Raw genomic sequence first — 21,143 nt, 5'->3', positions numbered from 1 at the left:
GTGCGCTTCCTCCACGACGTGACCCCGCCCCACGACCTCACCTACGACGACGTGTTCATGGTGCCCGCGCACTCCAGCGTCGCCAGCAGGTACGACGTCGACCTGGCCAGCACCGACGGGACCGGTGCCACGATCCCGCTGGTCGTGGCGAACATGACCGCGATCGCGGGCAAGCGGATGGCCGAGACGGTCGCCCGGCGCGGTGGGCTGACCGTGGTCCCGCAGGACATCCCGGAGCAGGTGGTCCGCGACGTGGTGCGGTTCGTGAAGTCGCGCCACCTGGTGCTGGACACCCCCATCGAGCTGGCGCCGCACCAGACCGTCGCCGAGGCGATGGCGCTGATCCCCAAGCGGGCGCACCGCGCAGCCGTGGTCGTCGACGACGGCAGGCCCGTGGGCGTCGTGGGTCTGCACGACTGCGAGGAGGTCGACCGGTTCGCCCAGGTGCACTCGGTGATGCGGCCCTCCAGCGTGACGATCTCGGCCGGCACCGACCCGCGGGAGGCGTTCGACGCCATCGACCGGGCCCGCTCGGCGCTCGCCGTGGCGGTGGACGGCGAGGGCCGCCTGGTCGGTGTCCTCACCCGCGCCGGGGCGCTGCGAGCGACCCTGTACAGCCCGGCGGTCGACGCGGACGGCGGGTTGCGGGTCGCCGCCGCCGTCGGGGTCAACGGCGACGTGGCGGCGAAGGCGGAGGCCCTGTTGGAGGCCGGGGTGGACTGCCTGGTGGTGGACACCGCGCACGGCCACCAGGACCGGATGCTCGACGCGCTGACGGCCGTGCGCGCGCTCGACCCGCCCGTGCCCGTGGCGGCCGGGAACGTCGTGTCCGCCGAGGGGGCCCGGGCCCTGGTCGGCGCCGGAGCGGACATCGTCAAGGTCGGCGTCGGCCCGGGTGCGATGTGCACGACCCGGATGATGACCGGTGTCGGCCGTCCGCAGTTCTCCGCGGTCCTGGAGTGCGCCGCCGCGGTCCGGGACCTCGGCGGGCACGTCTGGGCCGACGGAGGGGTGCGGCACCCGCGAGACGTGGCCCTGGCGCTCGCCGCGGGCGCCTCGAGCGTGATGATCGGCTCCTGGTTCGCCGGCACCCACGAGTCACCCGGCGACCTCGTCGAGGACGGCGGCCGCGCGTACAAGGTCTCCTTCGGGATGGCCTCGGCCCGGGCGGTCGCCCACCGGACGGCGACCGAGTCGGCCTACGACCGCGCGCGCAAGGGGCTCTACGAGGAGGGGATCTCCGCCTCGCGGATGTACCTCGACCCGGCCCGTCCGGGGGTCGAGGACCTCATCGACCAGATCTGCTCCGGGGTCCGCTCCGCCTGCACCTACGCCGGTGCGGGGTCGCTGGCCGAGCTGCACGAGCGGGCCGTGGTCGGCGTCCAGTCCGCCGCCGGGTACGCCGAGGGACGCCCGCTCGCGACCTCCTGGTGAGGCCCCGGCGACCCCATGGGCGCCGGCGTCAGCGGCGTGAGCTGTTGGCCGTGCGCCCGCGGACCACGCCGATGAAGGTCTGCACGCGGTCGTCGTCGTGGTCGGTGCGCCACACCAACCCGACCGTGGTGGTCGGCAGGTCGGTGACCGGCCGGAACGTGACGTCCTTGCGGTGGTGCAGCCGGGCGACCGACATCGGGACCACGAGCACGCCGGTGCCCGCCGCGACGGTCTCGACGGCGTCCTTGACGCTCATCGGGGGCCAGGCCAGCTGCTCGGCCGCCGGCCGCCACCCGGACCGCTCGGGCAGGACGAGCTGCTCCTGGTCGAGGTCCTCGGTGCTGACCTCCTCCACGACCGTGGCGACGTGCTCGACCCCCATGACGGCGACCGGCCGCTCCTCGTAGAGCGGGATGCAGTGCAGCCCGTCGCGGTCGACGGGGAGCCGGGCGAGCACCATGTCGAGCGAGCCCTCGCGCACGCCCTGCTCCTGCTCGTCCTCGGCCACGGGGACCAGCTCGAGCGGCCCACCGCGCTCGCGGAACACGCGAGCCCACTTGTCGGGGGTCGCACCGGTCACGAAGCCGAGTCGGAAGGGCGCGCTCACGGGGTGAGCCTAGGTCAGGCCCTGCTCAGGGACAGATGGGACAGCTGTCGGGGTCCTCGAGCCCCTGCTCGACGCGCCAGGCGTGCAGGAAGCGGACGGCGCCTTCCCCCTGGTCGTAGACCCGGGTGCCGTCCCCGGCGTACGACGGCCGCGAGGTCGCCACGACCCACAGGTAGACCAGCAGCATCTCCAGCGTCTCGCCGCCCTTGGGCGAGTGGCCCGCGAAGACGTAGCGCGTCGTCGCGACCGCGCACTCGTCGATCTGGACCACCTCGCGCGGCGGCCGCAGGTCGCTGATGCACCACCCGCACTCGACGTCGCGTCCCTGCCGGGCGCGATGGCCGTGCAGGAACGCCGCTGCCTGGCCGGCGGTGGGGTACACCTGCAGACCCGGGGGCAGGCCGGCGCTCCCGCCGGTGCCCGTCAGCACCCAGTGGTAGACGGTGACGGCGTCCTCGATGTCGTGCCACCCGACCTGGTGGTCGGACATGACGAAGGCCGCGGTGGTCGCGGCGGCGACGTCGAGCTCGGGGGCCACCCCGAGGGCCGTGCTGCCCCGCGGCGTACCGCCGAACGGCTCGGGGGTGAACGTCGGGTTGGAGGAGGGAAGCGCAGTCATCGCGACGGCTCTCAGGTGGGGGGTGGGGGGGTGCAGCGGGGGTCTGCAGACGGTGCGCAGCGAGCCATGGACTGGCCCGGTGCTGGGCCTGCACAGGGGGGATCGACCTCCAGCATGCCTTCTTGAGCCTTTCAGATCCGCGGTTCGGGCAGTGGTCCAGACCATGCGGTGCCCGGTGGTAACCGCCCACCGGGCACCGCGTTGGCCAGGTCAGTGACCGCACGACACCGCCGAGGGAGGCACCGGTGCCGCGAGGATTCCCCCCGTTGCTGGACCAGGCCGACCGCCACGTCGCCGAGCGGTTCAGCTACGGCGTCGACACCACCTTGGCGCAGGAGGTGCGGGCCGCCGGTGGGGGCGCCGCGTGGTTCGAGCAGCAGCTGTCGGGACTCGTCGTGGAGTCGCCGCGGGCGCTGGCCGTGGCCACCTGGTTCCCCCAGCTGGACCTGCCCGCTCCGCTGGTGCGCAGGTTGCAGGAGCAGGGGCAGCGCACCGTCCGCGAGACCGCCGACGAGCTCGTCGCCCGCACGTTCGCGCTGCGGACGCTCACGCGACGCCACGTGCACGAGACGATGGTCGACTTCTGGAGCAACCTGCTCTACGTCCCGGCCGGCGAGGGACGCTCGTGGCCGTGGCGCGCCGACTACGACCGCGTGGTGCGCCAGCACGCGCTCGGCTCGTTCTCCGCGCTCCTCAAGGCCACGGTGACGCACCCGGCCATGACGGGGTACCTCACCAACGACCTCAACCGCCGGGGAGCGATCAACGAGAACCTCGGTCGGGAGGTCCTCGAGCTGCACACGGTCGGCCGCGACGCCGGCTACACCGAGCGCCAGGTCGTCGACTCCTCCAAGATCCTCACCGGGTTCACCCTCGACGACACGACCACGTTCCGCGCCGGGTACGACCCCGAGCGCCACGCCACCGGCAGGGTCCGGGTCCTCGACTTCACGCACCGCAACGCCGACGCGGACGGTCGGGTGGTGCTCGACGCCTACCTCGAGCACCTCGCCCTGCATCCCGCGACCGCCCGTCGGCTCGCACGACGGCTGGCTGTCCGCTTCGTCTCCGACGACCCGCCGCAGGGGCTGGTGCGGGACGTCGCTCGTGCCTACCGGCGCTCCGGCAGCGACATCCCCAGCACGCTCCGCGCCCTCGTGGCCCATCCCGCCTTCCGCCGGGCGCGGTGGGAGAAGACCCGCAACCCCAGCGACGACGTGGTGCACATGGCCCGCGTGCTGGGGCTGCGGCCGACCGGAGCCCTCGACGACAGCGCCTTCGTCTGGTACCTCGTGCGCCAGGCCGCCAGCCAGGGGCAGGTCTCCTTCCGGTGGCCCACGCCGGACGGGTGGCCCGAGGACGGCGCCCACTACCTCAGCGCCTCGCGGGTGCTGCGGGCCTGGCGGTCGCGGTACGACGTCTCGGGGACGTCCGGACCCGTGCTGCTCTCGGTGGACGTGCCCACCAAGGCCTCCCAGCTGCCCGCGGAGTGGCCGCTCACATTGGCCCAGGTCGTCGAACACCAGTCCCAGCTGCTGCTGGGCCGAGCGTCCGACAAGCCGCTCGTGCGGGCCGTCGCCCGCACCCTCGACCTGCCCGCGACCACCGAGCTGACCGGCCCCGACGACCTGTCCGACCAGCACTACCGCCTGCTGCGCGGCACCGTGCTCAACGCCCCCCGAGGTCTGCAGCGATGAGCGAGCCACTCCCCGACGTGCACGCCTGCGGCTGCCGCGACTTCACGACCACCCGTCGCGCGGCACTGGCCCTCGGTGCGGGGGCCGTGACCGCGATGGTCGGGGACGTGCTGACCCACACTGTGTACGGCGCCCAGCCGCGCGGCAACGTGCTCGTGGTCCTGTCCCTGCGCGGCGGCGCCGACGGTCTCTCGCTGGTGGTGCCGCACGCCGAGAAGGCCTACTACGCCGCCCGTCCGACCACGGCGGTCCCGAAGGACCGCCTGCTGCACACCGACGCCACGTTCGGCCTGCACCCCGCCCTGGCGCCGCTCAGCCGGCTGTGGGCCACGAAGCGCCTGGCGGCCGTGCACGCCGTCGGTCTGCCGGCGCCCAACCGGTCGCACTTCGAGGCGATGGAGGTGCTCGAGGACGCCGACCCCGGCAGCGACGCCCGGGTCGGATGGCTCAACCGCTTCGTCGGCCAGCTGCGCGGGGACTCCGTCCTCGAGGGCGTGCAGGTCGGCTCGAACGTCGTGCCGACCTCGCTGGTCGGCCCACGACCCACGGTGGCGCTGGAGTCGCCGAGCTCGATCAGCACCCCGTTCGCCGGGTCCGACCGCGGTGACGCCGTGGCGCGCGGCCTCGCACAGATGTACGGCGATGGCAGGTCCAGGGTCCATCGGGCCGGACGCGAGGCGCTCGAGCTGGCCCGACTGGGCGGGCGGTACTCCGAGGCGGCCGCGCAGCCGCCGCAGCACTCTGCGTCGTACCCGGGCAGCGCGCTGGGTACGTCGCTGCGTCGTACCGCCGCCCTCATCCGTGCCGAGGTGGGCGTCCGGGCGGTCGCGGTGGACAGCGGTTCCTGGGACCACCACGAGAACCTGCGCGGGAACCTCACCGCACGCGCCGGCGACCTGGCCGGCTCGCTGGCCGCCTTCTTCACCGACCTGGGGCCGGACTGGCGCCGGGTCACGGTGGTGACGCTGAGCGAGTTCGGTCGCCGGCTCCCTGAGAACGGGGCGGCCGGCGTGGACCACGGCTACGGGAACGCCGTCCTGGTCGCCGGTGGGGGAGTGCGCGGCGGCCGCTACCACGCGAGGTGGCCGACCCTGCGCGACGGACGCCTGGAGTCCGGTGACCTGACCGTGACCACGGACTACCGACACCTGCTCATGGAGGTCCTCCAGACCCGGTTCCCCGGGGTGGACGCCCATCGGGTCTTCCCGCAGGCGGGCTACCGCAGGCGGCTCGGCGTCATGCGCTGAGCCGGCGCCCTCCAGACGGTGCGGCCTCGGCTCAGCCGAGCACCACGGTGAGGACACCGAGGCCGTAGAGACCGAGCAGCCCCACGCTCTCGAAGCCGATGCCGCCCGGCCCGCGGGGCTCACGTCGGATCAGGCCGAGCATGAGGACGGCCGTCATCACCGCGCCCAGCGCGGTCCACAGCACCACGTTGCTGGAGACGGCGTGGTAGATCGAACCCTCGGTGTAGGCGACGTCGGAGAAGGCCGCGAAGAGCGTGTCGAAGGCGTTCCCGCCGATGATGCCGGCCACGGCGAGCGTCAGGGCCCCACGCCTGACCGCGGCCAACGTGGTGACCAGCTCGGGCAGGGACGTGGCGACGGCGGTGAACAGGACACCCATGAGCGCCTCGTCGAGCCCTGTGGCGTCGACGATGCCGGTGGCGGCGCGCTGCATGAGGAACCCGGCCACCCCCATCACGGCGACGAGGACCGCCGTGGTGCCGAGCAGCCCGCGGAGCGAGCGCTCCTCGCCCGCGGGGTCGGGCTCGTCCTCACGGGTCTCCTGTGTCCGTTGGGGCACCCACATCGGCTCCAGCCGGGTGTCGCGGGCCAACCGGAGCCCGTAGAGGTAGGAGACCAGCAGCAGCGGGGTCACCACGTGCACCGGCCCGATGGTCCACTGCGGCATCGCGAAGGCGAGGAGCAGCCAGGACAGCTGGGTCATCAGCAGCGCACCCTGGAGCAGGTTCCCCAGCGACGCGGCCGCGTGCTCGAGGTTCGCCCGCCGGTAGGCGAGGTCGGCCAGCGCGAGGAACAGCGTCTGGACCGCGATCCCGCCCACCGCGTTGGACAGCGCCAGCTCCGGGTGCCCGCTGGCGGCAGCCGAGGTGGACAGCACGCTGCCGCTGAGGGAGGTGGCCAGACCCATCAGGACCGCGCCCATGATCGCCTCGCCCAGCCCGGTTCGGTCCGCGAGGCGGTCGACGACCCCGGCCAGCCGGGTGCCGGCGACACCGATCGCGACCGTGCACGCGCAGAAGAGCGCGACGGCCGGACCGAGCGTGAGACTCTCGAGCACGGGACCCCCTGGGCCTGGTGTCTGGGTGTCTGGGCGGGTGGCGCCGCCTGGGCTGCCGGGCGTCCTTCGACCGTAGCCGTTCGTGGTCGAGCGCCCGCACCCTCGTGGACCGCCGAGGGGCGGAAAAGCAGAAGGCCCAGGTGCGCTGACCTGGGCCTTCTGTGTCTCTGGTGTCCGAGGGGGGACTTGAACCCCCACGCCCTAATACGGGCACTAGCACCTCAAGCTAGCGCGTCTGCCAATTCCGCCACCCGGACGAGTGCGGGCGCAACAGTAGCAGCGGCCTGGCGCGACCACCGCATCGGGACCGCTTCGGCGGTGATGCCATGCTGGAGGGCATGTCGACGCCCCACTCGGACGCCCACGGACCGCGCGACTACGACCCCGCCGGGGAGGTCGTGGAGCTGTGTCGCGACCTGATCCGCATCGACACCTCCAACTACGGCGAGGCCGAGGGGCCGGGCGAGCGCAAGGCCGCCGAGCACGTCGCAACGCTCCTGGACGAGGTGGGGATCAAGTCCACCGTCGTGGAGGGCACGCCGGGTCGCACCAGCATCGTCGCCCGCTGGGGCGACACCTCCAGCGACCGCGACGCCCTGCTCCTGCACGGCCACCTCGACGTCGTGCCGGCGGCCGCCGAGGACTGGCAGGTCGACCCGTTCTCCGGCGAGGTCCAGGACGGATATGTCTGGGGTCGCGGAGCGGTCGACATGAAGGACTTCGACGCGATGCTGCTGAGCGTGGTGCGCGCGCGCACCCGCGCCGGGCAGGTGCCCGACCGGCCGGTGGTGCTCTGCTTCACCGCCGACGAGGAGGCCGGCGGCCACCATGGCGCCCAGGTCATCGTGGAGGACCACCCCGAGCTGCTCGAGGGCTGCACCGAGGCCGTCGGCGAGGTGGGCGGGTTCTCCACCACGGTCCGCGGGCGCCGCGTCTACCTCGTCGAGGCCGCCGAGAAGGGCATGGCCTGGATGAAGCTCACGGCCCGGGGCCGGGCCGGTCACGGGTCGATGATCAACACCGACAACGCCGTCTCCCGGCTGACCGCCGCGGTGGCGCGGATCGGCGCCCACGAGTGGCCGGTGCGACTGACCCCCACGATGGAGGTCCTGCTCGCCACCGTCGCCGACCTCGCCGGGACGCAGGCCACCCCGGAGAACGCCCGCGACCTGATCGAGGAGTTCGGGGGAGCGGCACGGATGCTCGGTGCGGTCATCTCCAACACCACCAACCCCACGATGCTCGACGCCGGATACAAGGTGAACGTGATCCCGACCGAGGCGACCGCGCACGTCGACGGCAGGTTCCTCCCCGGCTTCGAGGACGAGTTCTTCGCCACCCTCGCTGAGCTCACCGGGGAGGGGATCGACATCGACTTCGTCTCCCACCAGCAGCCCTGGGAGACGCCGTACGACGGTGACCTCGTCGCCGCGATGAACCGCTCCATCCTCGCCGAGGACCCCGAGGGCATCGTCGCGCCGTACCTCATGTCCGGTGGCACCGACGCCAAGCACTTCCGCAAGCTCGGCATGCGCTCCTACGGGTTCGCCCCGCTGCGGCTGCCCGCCGACCTCGACTTCACCGCGCTGTTCCACGGCGTCGACGAGCGGGTCCCCGTGGACGCCCTGGAGTTCGGCGCCCGGGTGTTCGACCGATTCCTCGACCAGGTGTGATCAGGCGGTCCGCACCGCCCGGATGATCTTGCGGCGCAGGACGACCCGGCGGATGCCGTCGTTGCCGATCCGCACCCGGTCCAGCTCCCAGCCGCCGTGCTCGGCACGCTCGACGAGCAGCTTGGCGACGACGCCGCGGCTCAGCTCGCGGGAGAACGCCACCTGGGCGAACTCCCACTCCACTCCGGGACGGGGCGGTCTGCGATCGGCTCTCATCGGCCCTCCCTGTCAGCGGCGAGCGTCAGTCGGCGCTCACGTCGTCCAGTGCCGCCACGATCTCGGGCGGCAGGGTGAGGTCCTCGACGCTGAGGGCGGTCCGCAGCTGGGCGGCGGTCCGCGCTCCCACGATAGGCGCGGTCACCCCGGGCCGGTCGCGGACCCACGCCAGGGCCACCTGGACCGGTGAGAGGTCCAGGCCCTCGGCGGCGCGGCAGACGGCCTCGACGACCGCCATGGTCCGCTCGTCGTCGAGGTAGGGCTGGACGAACCGGGAGAACTGGCTGGTCGCCGCCCGGGAGTCCGCCGGCGTGCCGGTGCGGTACTTGCCGGTCAGGACGCCGCGCCCGAGCGGGGACCACGGCAGGACGCCGAGGCCGGTGGCGGCCGCGGCCGGCAGCACCTCGTGCTCGACGGCCCGGTTGACCAGCGAGTACTCCACCTGGGTCGAGGCCAGCGCCACCCGACCCGGCACGGCCGCCTGCCAGGTGGCCGCCTGGGCGGTCTGCCATCCGGTGTAGTTGGAGATGCCGACGTACGCCGCCCGGCCGCTGCTCACCGCGAGGTCGAGCGCGCTGAGCGTCTCCTCGACCGGGGTGCGCGGGTCCCAGGTGTGCACCTGCCACAGGTCGACGTGGTCGACGTCCAGCCGACGCAGCGAGGCGTCGAGGGTGGAGAGCAACGCCCCGCGCGAGGCGTTGACGTGGGTGCGTCCGTCGCGTGCGCTGATGGCCGCCTTGGTCGCGACCACCAGCTCGTCGCGGTGCGCGACGTCGCCCAGCAGGGAGCCGAGCAGCTCCTCCGAGCGGCCCTCGGCGTACGCCGCCGCCGTGTCCACCAGGGTCCCGCCGGCCTCCACGAAGGCGATCAGCTGGTCGCGGGCCTCGTGCTCGTCGGTGTCACGGCCCCAGGTCATCGTCCCGAGCCCCAGTCGGGAGACCCGCAGCCCGGTGCTGCCGACGGATCGCTGCTGCATGGGCGGTAACCTATCGGGACCGCTGGCTCGTGCCGCCGACGGCTCGCCGGAGGCACCCCCTAGGCTTGCTGTCCGTGCTCGACCTCCTCAAGGCCGTCGTGCTCGGGACCCTGCAGGGACTCACCGAGTTCCTGCCGATCTCCAGCAGCGCCCACCTGCGCATCTATCCCGAGCTGTTCGGCTGGGGCGACCCGGGCGCGGCGTTCACCGCCGTCGTCCAGATCGGCACCGAGCTCGCGGTGCTCGTCTACTTCCGCGAGGACATCTGGCGCATCGGCAGCACCTGGGTGCGCTCGCTGTTCCAGGCGGAGTACCGCGGTCACCTCGACGCCCGCATGGGCTGGTTCATCATCGTCGGCTCGCTGCCGATCGTGGTGCTGGGGATCGCCCTCAAGGACGTGATCGAGCAGGACTTCCGCAGCCTGTGGATCGTCGGCTGCACGCTCATCGTCTTCGGCGTCCTGCTCGGCCTGGCCGACCGGTTCGGCCGCAACGAGAAGGAGATCCGGAAGCTGACGCTGCGCGACGCGGTGCTCATGGGCGTCGCCCAGGCCTGTGCGCTCGTCCCCGGTGTGTCCCGCTCGGGCGCGACGCTCTCCATGGGGCGCCTGCTCGGCTACGAGCGTGCCGCCGCCACCCGCTACGCCTTCCTGCTCGCGATCCCCGCGGTCGTCGGCGCCGGTCTCTTCGAGCTCAAGGAGATCCCGCACGGTGACAACTCCTACGGCTGGGGCCCCACCCTGGTCGCGACGATCGTCTCCTTCGTCGTCGGGTACGCCGTCATCGCCTGGCTCCTGAAGTGGGTCACGACCCGCACCTACACGCCGTTCGTGGTCTACCGGGTCGTCCTCGGTGGTGCCGTGCTGGCGCTGCTGTCTTCGGGCGTCCTCACGGCCTGAGCGCCTCGCCCACCCGCGCAGCTCTGGAGGTCCGGCTCGGCACCTGGTGCCGGCCTGGACCTCCACAAGGGGGGGCCGGCAGAGGTGGCCAGCAGAGGACCCGGAGTCTCGCTACAGCCACCCGGACCGCCGGAAGAACCACCACAGCAATCCCGACACCCCGCCCATCAGCAGCAGGGAGAACGGGTAGCCGTAGGTCCAGCCGAGCTCGGGCATGTGGGTGAAGTTCATCCCGTAGACCCCCGCGATGAGGGTCGGCACGACGACCAGGGCGGCACCGGCGGAGATCTTGCGCATGTCGTCGTTCTGCTGCATCGAGATGCGGGCGACGTGGGCGTCGAAGGCGGTCGAGAGCAGCCCGTCGAGGGTGTCGACGTCCTCGGCGGTGCGGGCCAGGTGGTCCAGCACGTCGCGGAAGAACGGGGCGGCGGCGTCGTCGACCTCGCGGACCTGGCCGGCGGCGAAGCGGGCCATCGGCTCCCGCAGGGGCAGCACCGCGCGGCGTACCTCGGCGATCTCCCGCTTCAACGCGTAGATGCGGGCCGAGTCGTCGGTGCGCTCCTCGGAGAACACCGACGCCTCCACCTCGTCCACGTCGACCTGCAGGTCGTCGACCACCTCGACGTACTCGTCGACCACGCGGTCGCACACCGCGTAGACCACCGCCGCGGGTCCGTGCTCCAGGACGCGGGTGTCTCCCTCGAGTCCCTCGCGGGCGGCGGTCAGCCCGCTGCCGCGACCGTGCCGGACCGTGACGACGAAGTCGGCGCCCCAGAAGATGCTGATCTCGCCGGTCTCGACGGCGTCGTGCTCGTCGACGTACCAGAGCGTCTTCAGCACCAGGAAGAGGTTGTCGTCGTACCGCTCCAGCTTGGGCCGCTGGTGCGCCTTCACCGCGTCCTCGATGGCCAGGTCGTGCAGCCCGAACGCCTCGGCCACCTCGGCCAGCTCCTGCTCGCTCGGCTCGTGCAGGCCCACCCAGACGAACCCGTCCTCCTGCGCCGCGCGGGCTCGCAGGCCCGCGTAGTCGTGGGGTTCCCCGTCGGGCACGACGCGGGTGCCGTGCCGGTACAGCGCGCTGTCGACGATCACGGCACGAGGCTACGGTCCCCGGGCGCTGGCTACAGTCGCCCCATGGCCACCGTCGTCCTGCTCCGCCACGGCCGGACCACCGCCAACGCCTCGGGCGTGCTGGCCGGTCGCACCCCGGGGGTCCGCCTCGACGAGCTGGGCCGGGGTCAGGCCGACCGGGCCGGCACCCGGCTCGCCGGTGTCCCGCTGGCGCGGGTCGTCAGCAGCCCGCTGGAGCGCTGCAAGCAGACGACCCGTGCCGTCCTGGCAGCGCAGCCCACCGAGCCACCGCTGCTGACCGAGCGCGGCATCACCGAGTGCGACTACGGCGAGTGGCAGGGCCGCACGCTCAAGGAGCTGGCGAAGGAGCCGCTCTGGCGCACGGTGCAGGCCCACCCCTCGGCGGCGGCGTTCCCCGGGGGTGAGTCGATGTCGGCGATGCAGGCGCGTGCGGTCGAGGCGGTACGCCGCCACGACGCCGAGGTCGAGGCCGAGCACGGTCCCGGCGCGGTCTGGGTGGCGGTCAGCCACGGCGACATCATCAAGTCGGTGCTCGCCGACGCCCTGGGCATGCACCTGGACCTCTTCCAGCGGATCTCGGTGGACCCGGCGTCGTTGTCGATCGTGCGCTACACCGACCAGCGTCCCTACGTCCTGGCCAGCAACACCCACGAGGGCGACCTGTCCTGGCTGGTGCCGCCGGCCCACGCCCCGGCCGCGCCCGACGCGGCGGTCGGTGGGGGAGCGGGTCCGGGGGAGCAGGGCACTGGGGCGCACCCCTAGGCTGGTCGGCATGGCTCTCGTCCACGGCTTCGACCCGCCCGAGCGCTTCGTCGCGGGCACCGTCGGCCCGCCGGGCTCGCGCACCTTCTTCCTGCAGGCGCGCAGCGGCACCCGCCTGGTCAGCGTCGCCCTGGAGAAGCAGCAGGTGGCGGCCTTGGCGGAGCGGATCGACGAGCTCCTCGACGAGGTGATGGCCAGCGAGTCCGCCGGCACCGTCGTCCCCGCGGTGGCGCCCGTCGGCCTGCAGGACAACGCCCCCCTGGAGCAGCCGATCGAGGAGGAGTTCCGCGCCGGCACGATGACCCTGTCGTGGGACCCCGACGACGAGCGGGTGGTCGTGGAGGTCTTCCCCTACACCGAGGCGGCCGTGGTCACTCCCGACCAGCTCGACGAGGACTTCGAGGAGCCGGAGCCCGACGAGGTGCTGCTGGTGCGGATGCCCCCGGGGCTGGCGCGGGCCTTCGTCGCCCGCAGCGAGAGCGTGCTGGGCGCCGGGCGGCCGACCTGTCCCTTCTGCGGCAACCCGATCGATCCCGACGGGCACCTGTGCGTCCGGGCCAACGGCTTCCGTCGGCGCGACCCGGTCTGAGCGTGGGCGCCATGGGGGCGGTGCCGGTCGGCGAGCTGGTCCTCGACGGACGCGTCATGCCCGCCTCCAACGCGACCTTCGTCGGGAGCATCACCACGGGCGACGGTGAGGTGCGTGTCGTCTACAAGCCCATCGCCGGTGAGCGGCCGCTGTGGGACTTCCCGGGTGCCGTGCTCGCCCGGCGCGAGGTCGCGGCGTACCTCGTCGGCCGGGCCTTCGCCGGCCACGCCTTCTGCAACCCGGTGCCCCAGACGTGGCTGGCCGACGGGCCGCACGGGCCCGGCATGCTGCAGGCCTGGCAGGAGCCCGACGAGGCCCAGGAGGCGGTGACGCTGGTCGAGGCCGGCAGCGTGCCGCACGGCTACCTCCACGTCTTCGACGGGTACGACGCCGCGGACCGCCCGATCTCGCTCGTCCACGAGGACACCCCGGCACTGCGCCGCATCGCCGTGCTCGACGTGCTGCTCAACAACGCTGACCGCAAGGGCGGTCACGTCCTCGAGGCCGCCGACGGCCATCGTTGGGCCATCGACCACGGCATCGCCTTCCACGCCGAGCCGAAGCTGCGCACCGTGCTCTGGGGCTGGACGGGTCAGCCGCTCACCGACCAAGAGCGCGACGGGGTGGCGCGGGTCCGTGACGCCGTGGCCGCGGACCTCGGCACCACGCTCGGCGGTCTGCTGGACGACCCCGAGGTCGAGGCGCTCCTGCGCCGCAGCGAGCGCCTGCTCGCCCGGGGTGTCCTCCCCGGGCCCGGCGGTGACGGCCCGGCGATCCCGTGGCCGCCCTTCTGACCGCAGCTCGCCGCACTCCGTCTAGGCTCGGGCCCATGCGCGCCTGGCCTGCTCCCGACCTCCCGGACCTGCGGGTCGTGGCCCCGCCGGTCTCCCTGCACGACACCGCCTCCGGCGGTCGTCTGGTGCTGGAGCCCGAGGGCCCCGCCCGGCTCTACGTGTGCGGCATCACCCCCTACGACGCGACCCACATGGGCCATGCGGCCACCTACGTCGGCTTCGACCTGCTGCACCGGGCGTGGCGCAACGCCGGCCACCAGGTGACCTACGTCCAGAACGTCACCGACGTCGACGACCCGCTGCTGGAGCGGGCGACCAAGGTGAAGGTCGACTGGGTGGAGCTCGCCGAGCGCGAGACCGAGCTGTTCCGCCAGGACATGACCGCGCTGCGGGTGCTCCCGCCGGCGCACTACACCGGGGCCGTGGAGTCCATCCCGCTGGTCATCGACCTGATCGAGCGCATGGAGGCGGCCGGGGCGGTCTACCGCGTGGACGACGACCTCTACTTCTCCGTCACCGCCGACCCGGCCTTCGGCGCCGAGTCCGGGCTGGACCGCGAGGCGATGCTGGAGATCTTCCCCGAGCGCGGCGGCGACCCCGACCGGCCCGGCAAGAAGGACCCGCTGGACTGTCTGGTGTGGCGCGCCGAGCGTGAGGGCGAGCCGTCGTGGCCCAGCCCGTTCGGTCCCGGCCGGCCCGGGTGGCACGTCGAGTGCACGGCCATCGCCTGGGAGCACCTCGGCGGCACGCTCGACGTCCAGGGCGGGGGCTCCGACCTGGTCTTCCCGCACCACGAGATGTGTGCGGGGCACGCCCACGTCGCCACCGGCACGCCGTTCGCCAAGGCCTACGCCCACGCCGGCATGGTCGGCTACGACGGCGAGAAGATGTCGAAGTCGCGCGGCAACCTGGTCTTCGTCTCGGCGCTGCGCAACTCCGACGTCGACCCGATGGCCATCCGACTCACCCTGCTGCGCCACCACTACCGCAGCGACTGGGAGTGGACCGACGCCGAGCTGTTCGACCAGGTCGACACCCTCGATCGGTGGCGCCGCGCGCTGGCCCTGGGCGCCGGCGCGGCCGCCGAGCCCGTGGTCACCGGTGTGCTGGCCGCCCTGGCCGACGACCTCGACGCCCCGCGGGCGGTCCAGCTGGTCGACGCCTGGGTGGATGCCACCCTCGGCACCCACGGACTCGCCGACACCTCCGACCCCGACGCCGCGGTGCGCATCCACGCGCTCCTGGACGCCGCGCTCGGGCTGTCGCTCTAGCGGGGGACCCCCCGGCGGGGTCAGTCGTCCTCGCCGCGGCGCTTGAGGTACCGCTCGAACTCGCGCGCGATCGCCTCGCCGGAGGCCTCCGGCAGGTCGGTCGTGTCGCGGGTCTCCTCCAGCGAGCGGACGTAGTCGGCGACGTCCTCGTCCTCCTCGGCGAGCTCGTCGACGCCGCGCTCCCAGGCGCGGGCGTCCTCGGGGAGGTCGCCCAGCGGGATCGAGATCTCCAGCAGGTCCTCGATCTGGCCGATCAGCGCCAGCGTGGCCTTGGGGCACGGCGGCTGGGCCACGTAGTGGGGGACCGCCGCCCAGTAGGACACCGCCGGCATGTCCACGCGCACGCAGGCGTCCTGGAAGACGCCCACGATGCCGGTGGGTCCCTCGTAGGTCGACTGCTCGAGCTTGAGCCGGTCCACCAGCTCGGGCTCGGTGGCGGTGCCCGTGACGGGGATCGGTCGGGTGTGCGGGGTGTCGGCGAGCAACGCCCCCAGCGTCACGACCAGCTCGCCCCCGAGCTCGTCGGTCGCGGCCAGCAGCTCGGCGCAGAACTGCCGCCAGCGCATGTTCGGCTCGATGCCACGGATCAGGATGACGTCGCGCGCGAGGTCCGGGGGAGAGGCGACCGCGATCTGGGTGGTCGGCCAGGTGATCCGCCGGTGACCGCGCTCGTCGCTGCCGACGACGGGCCGGTTGACCTGGAAGTCGTAGAAGTCCTCGGGGTCGACGGCACCCACGATCCGGGCACCCCACACCCGGATCAGGTGGTCCACCACCGAGGAGGCGGCGTCCGCAGCGTCGTTCCAGCCCTCGAAGGCCGCGATGACGATGGGGTCCACCAGGTCCGGGGCGTCGTCGATCTCGATCACCCACCCAGCCTAGGCACCCGGTGGGCCCCGCTCCGAGGATTTCGGGGCCGCTCGGCCACGGTGTCAGGATCTGGATACGAGCCGCGCAGCGTCGTACGGCGTTCCTAGGCTGGTCCGTCCGCCCGAGAGGAGCCCAGCGATGACCCCCGCGACGACCCAGGACTGGCGTCCCGACGCCACCGAGGAGCTCAGCCGTGCGCTGAGGGAGCGGATCCTGGTCATCGACGGCGCCATGGGCACCGCCATCCAGCGCGACCGGCCCGACGAGGCCGGCTACCGCGGCGAGCGGTTCAAGGACTGGACCGGCGAGGACCTCCAGGGCAACAACGACCTGCTGACCATCACCCAGCCCGACATCATCGCCGGCATCCACCGCGAGTACCTCCTGGCCGGCGCCGACATCGTCGAGACGAACACCTTCAACGCCAACGCGGTCTCGTTGAGCGACTACGGCCTCGAGGAGCTCGCCTACGAGCTCAACCTCGAGTCCGCCCGGCTGGCCCGTCGCGTGGCCGACGAGGTCGCCACGCCCGAGCGGCCCCGGTACGTCGCGGGGGCACTGGGGCCCACCACCCGCACGGCCTCGATCAGCCCCGACGTCAACGACCCGGCCGCCCGCAACGTCACCTGGGACGACCTCGTGCCGGCCTACCTCGAGGCCGCCCGTGGCCTCGTCGACGGCGGCGCCGACCTGATCTTCGTCGAGACGATCTTCGACACCCTCAACGCCAAGGCCGCGATCTTCGCGATCGAGACGTTGTTCGAGGAGACCGGCCGGCGCTGGCCGGTGGTCATCTCCGGCACGATCACCGACGCCTCCGGCCGCACCCTGTCCGGCCAGACCACCGAGGCGTTCTGGAACTCCGTCCGGCACGCCCGCCCCCTGGCCGTGGGGCTGAACTGCGCGCTGGGCGCCCGGGAGATGCGTCCCTACCTCGCCGAGCTCTCCCGGATCGCCGACACGTTCGTCTCCTGCTACCCCAACGCGGGACTGCCCAACGCCTTCGGGGAGTACGACGAGGCGGCCGAGGAGACCGCCGCCATCATCCGCGAGTTCGCCCACGACGGGCTGGTCAACCTCGTCGGCGGCTGCTGCGGCACCACCCCCGACCACGTCCGCGCCATCGCCGGTGCGGTCGAGGGACTGCCGCGTCGTGAGGTCCCGACCATCCCGCCGGCGATGCGGCTCTCCGGCCTCGAGCCATTCACCATCGACGGGACGAGCCTGTTCGTCAACGTGGGGGAGCGGACCAACATCACGGGCTCGGCACGCTTCCGCAACCTGATCAAGGACGGCGACTACGACACCGCCCTCTCGGTGGCCGCCCAGCAGGTCGAGAACGGCGCGCAGGTCATCGACGTCAACATGGACGAGGGCATGATCGACGGCGTCGCGGCCATGGACCGCTTCCTGCGCCTGGTGGCCTCCGAGCCCGACATCTCCCGGGTCCCGCTCATGGTCGACTCCTCGAAGTGGGAGGTCATCGAAGCGGGTCTGAAGACCGTCCAGGGCAAGCCGATCGTGAACTCCATCTCGCTCAAGGAGGGCGAGGAGCCCTTCCTCGAGCACGCCCGGCTGTGCCGCAAGTACGGCGCCGCCGCCGTCGTCATGGCCTTCGACGAGGACGGCCAGGCCGACAACCTCGAGCGTCGCAAGGCCATCTGCGAGCGGGCCTACCGGCTGCTGGTGGACGAGGTCGGCTTCCCCGCCGAGGACATCGTCTTCGACCCCAACGTCTTCGCCGTCGCCACCGGCATCGAGGAGCACGCCGGCTACGGGCTGGACTTCATCGAGGCCACCCGGTGGATCAAGGCGAACCTCCCCGGCGCCAAGGTGTCCGGCGGCATCTCGAACGTCTCCTTCTCCTTCCGCGGCAACAACCCCGTGCGCGAGGCGATCCACGCGGTCTTCCTCTTCCACGCCATCCGGGCCGGCCTGGACATGGGCATCGTCAACGCCGGGGCGCTGGTGGTCTACGACCAGGTCGACGCCGAGCTGCGCGAGCGGATCGAGGACGTCGTCCTCAACCGCCGCGCCGACGCGGCCGAGCGGCTGCTGGAGGTCGCCGAGGCCCACAACCGAGCCGGTGAGCAGGCCGAGGCGGTCACGGAGGCCTGGCGCGAGCTCCCCGTCGCGGAGCGGGTCACCCACGCGCTGGTCAAGGGCATCGACGCCCACGTCGAGGCCGACACCGAGGAGCTGCGCCGCGAGATCACCGAGCGTGGGGGACGTCCCATCGAGGTGATCGAGGGCCCGCTGATGGACGGCATGGACGTCGTCGGCGACCTGTTCGGCTCCGGGAAGATGTTCCTCCCACAGGTCGTGAAGTCGGCGCGGGTGATGAAGAAGGCCGTCGCGTACCTCATCCCGTTCATCGAGGAGGAGAAGCGGACCAACCCGGCGCTGGCCTCGCAGAAGGACACCAACGGCACGGTGGTGCTGGCCACGGTCAAGGGCGACGTCCACGACATCGGCAAGAACATCGTCGGCGTGGTGCTGGCCTGCAACAACTACGAGGTGATCGACCTCGGGGTGATGGTGCCGGCGCAGAAGATCCTCGACGCGGCCGCCGAGCACAGTGCGGACGTCATCGGGCTCTCCGGGCTGATCACGCCGTCCCTGGACGAGATGGTCGGCTTCGCGACGGAGATGCAGCGCCTCGGCCTCGAGATCCCGCTGCTCATCGGTGGCGCGACCACCTCGCGCGCCCACACCGCGGTGAAGGTCGACCGGAAGTACGACGGCCCGGTGGTCTGGGTCAAGGACGCCTCGCGCTCGGTGCCGACCGTCTCGGCACTGCTCAACCCGCAGCGCCGCGAGACCCTGCTCGCCGACGTCAAGGAGGACTACGACGCCCTGCGCGCCCGGCACGCCGCCAAGTCCGACCGCCCGCAGCTGTCCTACGCCGAGGCCGTCGCGAACGCGACCCCGGTCGACTGGGAGGGCTACGTCCCTCCCGCGCCCCGGACCCCCGGCGTGCACCTGCTCGAGGACTACGACCTGGCCGAGCTGCGCGAGTACATCGACTGGCAGCCCTTCTTCAACGCCTGGGAGATGAAGGGGAAGTTCCCCGACATCCTGAACTCGCCGAGCCACGGCGAGGCCGCCCGCAAGCTCTACGACGACGCACAGTCCATGCTGGACACGGTCATCGCCGAGCAGTGGCTGACGGCCCGCGGCGTCTACGGCCTGTGGCCTGCCAACAGTGACGGCGACGACGTCGTCGTGTGGGCCGACGACTCCCGCACCCAGCAGCGTGCCGTGCTGCACCAGCTGCGCCAGCAGGGCAAGCACCGCGACGGCATCCCCAACCGCTCGCTGGCCGACTACGTGGCGCCCACCTCGACCGGGCTCGCCGACCACGTGGGCGGCTTCGCCGTCACCGCCGGCATCGGTCTCCCCGAGCGGGTCCAGGCGTTCAAGGACGACCTCGACGACTACAACGCGATCCTGCTCGAGTCCCTGGCCGACCGGCTGGCGGAGGCCTTCGCCGAGCGGCTGCACCAGCGCGTGCGCACGGAGTTCTGGGGTCACGCCGCGGACGAGACGCTCAGCAACCACGACCTGATCGCGGAGCGCTACACCGGCATCCGCCCCGCACCCGGCTACCCGGCCTGCCCCGACCACACCGAGAAGACCACGCTGTGGGACCTCATGGACGTCGAGGCCGGCACCGGGATCCGGCTGACGGAGTCGATGGCGATGTGGCCGGGCGCCTCGGTGTCAGGGCTCTACTACAGCCACCCCGAGAGCCAGTACTTCGTCGTCGGGCGGCTGGGCCGCGACCAGGTGGCGGCGTACGCCGAGCGCAAGGGCTGGAGCCTGCAGGAGGCCGAGAAGTGGCTCTCCCCGAACCTCGGCTACGACCCCGATGACTGAGTCGCGGCCCTCCGCCGCGCCCGCGGCGGTGCTGTGGGACATGGACGGCACGCTGGTCGACACCGAGCCGTACTGGATCGCCACGGAGCACGCCATGGCCGACAAGTACGGCGGCACCTGGTCCCAGGAGCAGGCGCTGTCCCTGGTCGGCAACGACCTGCTCTCCTCGGGCCGGGTGCTCAAGGAGGCCTGGGGACTGCCCCAGAGCCCTGCGGAGGTGGTCGAGGAGCTGCTCGACGGCGTGGTCGCCCGCGTCGAGGAGTCCGTGCCGTGGCAGCCCGGGGCGCCCGAGCTGCTCGCCTCACTGCGCGACGCCGGCGTGCCCTGCGCGCTGGTCACGATGTCCTACGAGCGGTTCGTGGCACCGATTCTGCGGCACCTGCCGGCCGAGACCTTCCGGGTCATCGTCACCGGTGACCAGGTCGAGCGGGGCAAGCCCCACCCGGAGCCGTACCTCACCGCCGCCGCCTCCCTGGGGCTCGACCCGCAGGACTGCGTCGCGATCGAGGACTCCAACACCGGGGCCAAGTCGGCCGAGGCGGCCGGCTGCGCCGTGCTCGTCGTGGAGAACCACGTCCCGGTCCTGGACGGCCCGCGCCGGGTGTTCCGCCCCACGCTCCAGGGTCTCGGCCCTGCCGACGTCGCCACCGTCCTGGCGGAGGTCGCCGCCCGCGGCTGACCGCGTCGAATGCTCGCGGGGCACCGGGGCACGGGACCACCCGGCGGCCACCCGGGCGGACTACCGGTGACTACTCGCGGGGTGGGTCAGGTGCTAGGACCACCGGACAAGTGGCGCCGTCCCTTTACCTTGGGCGAGGATGAGGTCACGCAGGGCGAACACCCCGGTCCTCAGCGGCGGACCGGGCGCCCTGGCCAGACCCAACCCCGTCGTCATGGGCATCGCGGCTCAGGCGCGGTGTCCGCACAGCGGCCCCCGGGAGACCGGGGTTGACGGCGGGGTTGGGCATGGCCGTTCCCTGTGTGTCTCGGAAGACGCCGTGAGACCCTGGGACGACCGTCACACCGGACATCCTTCGAAGGGCACCATGGACCACCTCAGCACCCGCCGCGCTCGTGGTCGGCGAGCCGCTGTCGCGGTCGCTGCCACCCTCGGCCTCGTCCTGGGGGCTCCCGCGGCCGTCGCCAAGAAGGACGACGCCAAGAAGTTCAAGGACGACTGCCGGGAGAGCAGCTCGGTCAAGCTCAAGGTCGAGCCCGAGTCCGGAGGTGTCCTCCAGGTGACCGCGGTCGTCTGGAGCGACGACAGCGATGTGTGGGACTGGCGGATGAAGCACAACGACGACGTCTCCGCGCGCGGCACGGTCAAGGCCAAGGACGCCGACAAGTCCTTCAAGATCGTGCGCGACATGGCTGATTTCACCGGCCCGGACGACATCGAATTCCGGGCGCAGAACACAGTGACCGGCGAGATCTGCAAGAACCAGCTGACGTACTGAGGCC

At 72.4% G+C, this 21,143-nt stretch carries 19 protein-coding genes and 1 tRNA gene; 12 read left to right on the top strand and 8 right to left on the bottom strand.

Features of this window, described 5'->3' with window-relative positions:
* Complete coding sequence (locus tag BKA05_RS08840; protein ID WP_179531109.1) at nt 1-1,434, top strand: GuaB1 family IMP dehydrogenase-related protein; 1,434 nt, start codon at nt 1-3, stop codon at nt 1,432-1,434.
* 28 nt (nt 1,435-1,462) lie between these two features.
* On the opposite strand, the gene BKA05_RS08835 is transcribed toward BKA05_RS08840, so the two are convergent.
* Nucleotides 1,463-2,041, bottom strand: a complete 579-nt coding sequence (locus BKA05_RS08835) for a LysR substrate-binding domain-containing protein (protein ID WP_179531108.1) — start codon at nt 2,039-2,041, stop codon at nt 1,463-1,465.
* Between the two features lie 25 nt (nt 2,042-2,066).
* A complete protein-coding gene (locus tag BKA05_RS08830) occupies nt 2,067-2,660 on the bottom strand; it encodes a hypothetical protein (protein ID WP_179531107.1) in 594 nt (197 codons plus the stop codon).
* Nucleotides 2,661-2,926: 266 nt separating this feature from the next.
* Here BKA05_RS08830 and BKA05_RS08825 point away from each other — a divergent pair, with 266 nt between their 5' ends.
* Both BKA05_RS08825 and BKA05_RS08820 read left to right on the top strand, forming a co-directional pair.
* Nucleotides 2,927-4,357, top strand: a complete 1,431-nt coding sequence (locus BKA05_RS08825; protein WP_179531106.1) for a DUF1800 family protein — start codon at nt 2,927-2,929, stop codon at nt 4,355-4,357.
* The gene (locus BKA05_RS08820; RefSeq protein ID WP_179531105.1) at nt 4,354-5,604 is read left to right on the top strand and encodes a DUF1501 domain-containing protein; all 1,251 of its coding nucleotides are present in this window, start codon (nt 4,354-4,356) and stop codon (nt 5,602-5,604) included. The genes BKA05_RS08825 and BKA05_RS08820 overlap by 4 nt, the downstream gene beginning before the upstream one ends.
* A gap of 31 nt (nt 5,605-5,635) precedes the next feature.
* Here the strand turns inward: BKA05_RS08820 and BKA05_RS20280 are convergent, their stop codons facing one another.
* Together BKA05_RS20280 and BKA05_RS08810 are read right to left on the bottom strand one after the other, a co-directional pair.
* Complete coding sequence (locus BKA05_RS20280; protein WP_179531104.1) at nt 5,636-6,661, bottom strand: sodium:calcium antiporter; 1,026 nt, start codon at nt 6,659-6,661, stop codon at nt 5,636-5,638.
* A gap of 168 nt (nt 6,662-6,829) precedes the next feature.
* A tRNA-Leu gene (locus tag BKA05_RS08810) sits at nt 6,830-6,918 on the bottom strand.
* An 81-nt stretch (nt 6,919-6,999) separates the two neighbouring features.
* On the opposite strand from BKA05_RS08810, the gene BKA05_RS08805 reads away from it, so the two are divergent.
* On the top strand, nt 7,000-8,334 hold the full coding sequence (locus BKA05_RS08805) for a M20/M25/M40 family metallo-hydrolase (RefSeq protein WP_179531103.1): 1,335 nt from the start codon (nt 7,000-7,002) through the stop codon (nt 8,332-8,334).
* Here the strand turns inward: BKA05_RS08805 and BKA05_RS08800 are convergent, their stop codons facing one another.
* Both BKA05_RS08800 and BKA05_RS08795 read right to left on the bottom strand, forming a co-directional pair.
* Nucleotides 8,335-8,517, bottom strand: coding sequence for a DUF5703 family protein (locus tag BKA05_RS08800; protein WP_179531102.1), 183 nt, complete (start codon nt 8,515-8,517; stop codon nt 8,335-8,337).
* A 58-nt stretch (nt 8,518-8,575) separates the two neighbouring features.
* The gene (locus tag BKA05_RS08795; protein WP_179531101.1) at nt 8,576-9,526 is read right to left on the bottom strand and encodes an aldo/keto reductase; all 951 of its coding nucleotides are present in this window, start codon (nt 9,524-9,526) and stop codon (nt 8,576-8,578) included.
* Between the two features lie 74 nt (nt 9,527-9,600).
* Between BKA05_RS08795 and BKA05_RS08790 the strand changes: the two genes are divergently transcribed.
* Nucleotides 9,601-10,425, top strand: coding sequence for an undecaprenyl-diphosphate phosphatase (locus BKA05_RS08790; RefSeq protein ID WP_179531100.1), 825 nt, complete (start codon nt 9,601-9,603; stop codon nt 10,423-10,425).
* Between the two features lie 111 nt (nt 10,426-10,536).
* Here the strand turns inward: BKA05_RS08790 and corA are convergent, their stop codons facing one another.
* Nucleotides 10,537-11,517 carry a magnesium/cobalt transporter CorA gene (corA, locus tag BKA05_RS08785; protein ID WP_179531099.1) on the bottom strand — a complete coding sequence of 327 codons (981 nt, stop codon included), beginning with the start codon at nt 11,515-11,517 and terminating at the stop codon, nt 10,537-10,539.
* Between the two features lie 42 nt (nt 11,518-11,559).
* Between corA and BKA05_RS08780 the strand changes: the two genes are divergently transcribed.
* Genes BKA05_RS08780 through mshC form a run of 4 tightly spaced genes read left to right on the top strand, consistent with a single transcriptional unit; the run spans nt 11,560 to nt 14,933 of the window.
* The gene (locus BKA05_RS08780; protein ID WP_179531098.1) at nt 11,560-12,279 is read left to right on the top strand and encodes a histidine phosphatase family protein; all 720 of its coding nucleotides are present in this window, start codon (nt 11,560-11,562) and stop codon (nt 12,277-12,279) included.
* A gap of 10 nt (nt 12,280-12,289) precedes the next feature.
* Nucleotides 12,290-12,868, top strand: coding sequence for a DUF3090 domain-containing protein (locus BKA05_RS08775; protein WP_179531097.1), 579 nt, complete (start codon nt 12,290-12,292; stop codon nt 12,866-12,868).
* 11 nt (nt 12,869-12,879) lie between these two features.
* Nucleotides 12,880-13,662: an SCO1664 family protein gene (locus BKA05_RS08770; RefSeq protein ID WP_179531096.1), complete on the top strand. Its 783-nt coding sequence runs from the start codon at nt 12,880-12,882 to the stop codon at nt 13,660-13,662.
* A 35-nt stretch (nt 13,663-13,697) separates the two neighbouring features.
* Nucleotides 13,698-14,933, top strand: a complete 1,236-nt coding sequence (gene mshC / locus BKA05_RS08765) for a cysteine--1-D-myo-inosityl 2-amino-2-deoxy-alpha-D-glucopyranoside ligase (protein ID WP_179531095.1) — start codon at nt 13,698-13,700, stop codon at nt 14,931-14,933.
* A 20-nt stretch (nt 14,934-14,953) separates the two neighbouring features.
* On the opposite strand, the gene BKA05_RS08760 is transcribed toward mshC, so the two are convergent.
* Nucleotides 14,954-15,802 (bottom strand): PAC2 family protein, encoded by an 849-nt coding sequence (locus BKA05_RS08760; RefSeq protein WP_179531094.1) that lies wholly within the window; start codon nt 15,800-15,802, stop codon nt 14,954-14,956.
* Between the two features lie 139 nt (nt 15,803-15,941).
* Here BKA05_RS08760 and metH point away from each other — a divergent pair, with 139 nt between their 5' ends.
* The 3 genes from metH to BKA05_RS08745 all read left to right on the top strand — a co-directional run bounded on the left by metH (nt 15,942) and on the right by BKA05_RS08745 (nt 21,139).
* Nucleotides 15,942-19,682: a methionine synthase gene (gene metH, locus BKA05_RS08755; RefSeq protein WP_179531093.1), complete on the top strand. Its 3,741-nt coding sequence runs from the start codon at nt 15,942-15,944 to the stop codon at nt 19,680-19,682.
* Nucleotides 19,675-20,361, top strand: a complete 687-nt coding sequence (locus tag BKA05_RS08750; protein ID WP_246289776.1) for an HAD family hydrolase — start codon at nt 19,675-19,677, stop codon at nt 20,359-20,361. The genes metH and BKA05_RS08750 overlap by 8 nt, the downstream gene beginning before the upstream one ends.
* Before the next feature lie 367 nt (nt 20,362-20,728).
* Nucleotides 20,729-21,139, top strand: a complete 411-nt coding sequence (locus tag BKA05_RS08745) for a hypothetical protein (RefSeq protein ID WP_179531092.1) — start codon at nt 20,729-20,731, stop codon at nt 21,137-21,139.
* The last annotated feature ends 4 nt before the right edge of the window (nt 21,140-21,143 follow it).

It is taken from the genome of Nocardioides marinus (assembly GCF_013408145.1).
GTDB lineage: Bacteria > Actinomycetota > Actinomycetes > Propionibacteriales > Nocardioidaceae > Nocardioides > Nocardioides marinus.
This window is presented reverse-complemented; position numbering and strand designations above follow the sequence as displayed.